The organism is Streptomyces oceani (genome assembly GCF_001751245.1).
Classification (GTDB): Bacteria; Actinomycetota; Actinomycetes; order Streptomycetales; family Streptomycetaceae; genus Streptomyces; species Streptomyces oceani.
This window is the reverse complement of the sequence record NZ_LJGU01000022.1, coordinates 1-268: the sequence shown is the minus strand read 5'-3', so window position 1 is coordinate 268 and position 268 is coordinate 1. Positions and strand designations below refer to the sequence as shown.

1 protein-coding gene is annotated in these 268 nt (G+C 75.0%); it reads right to left on the bottom strand.

Annotated features, from left to right (window positions below; genetic code table 11):
- Positions 1-268 (bottom strand): hypothetical protein (locus AN216_RS28850; protein ID WP_170842969.1); only part of this gene is annotated, 268 nt, incomplete at both ends.

Below are 268 nucleotides of genomic sequence, written 5' to 3'. Positions count from 1 at the left end.
CGGCCGGCGCGCCCGCCAGCTTGCGCAGCAGCGGCGGCGGTTCGTCCTCGGCGGCGCGGTCGCGCAGCACACCGCGGTCCATCCGGATCGGCAGCACGGTCGTACGCTCCGTGTCCAGCGCCCGGTCGAACAGCTCCAGCGCGTCCTCGGTGGACAGGCTGCCGATGCCGGTACGCGCCATCCGCAGCCGGTCCGAGTCGGAAAGCCCGGCGGTCATCTCGCTGCCGTCGTCCGCCCACATGCCCCAGCCGAGCGCCAGGCCGGGAAG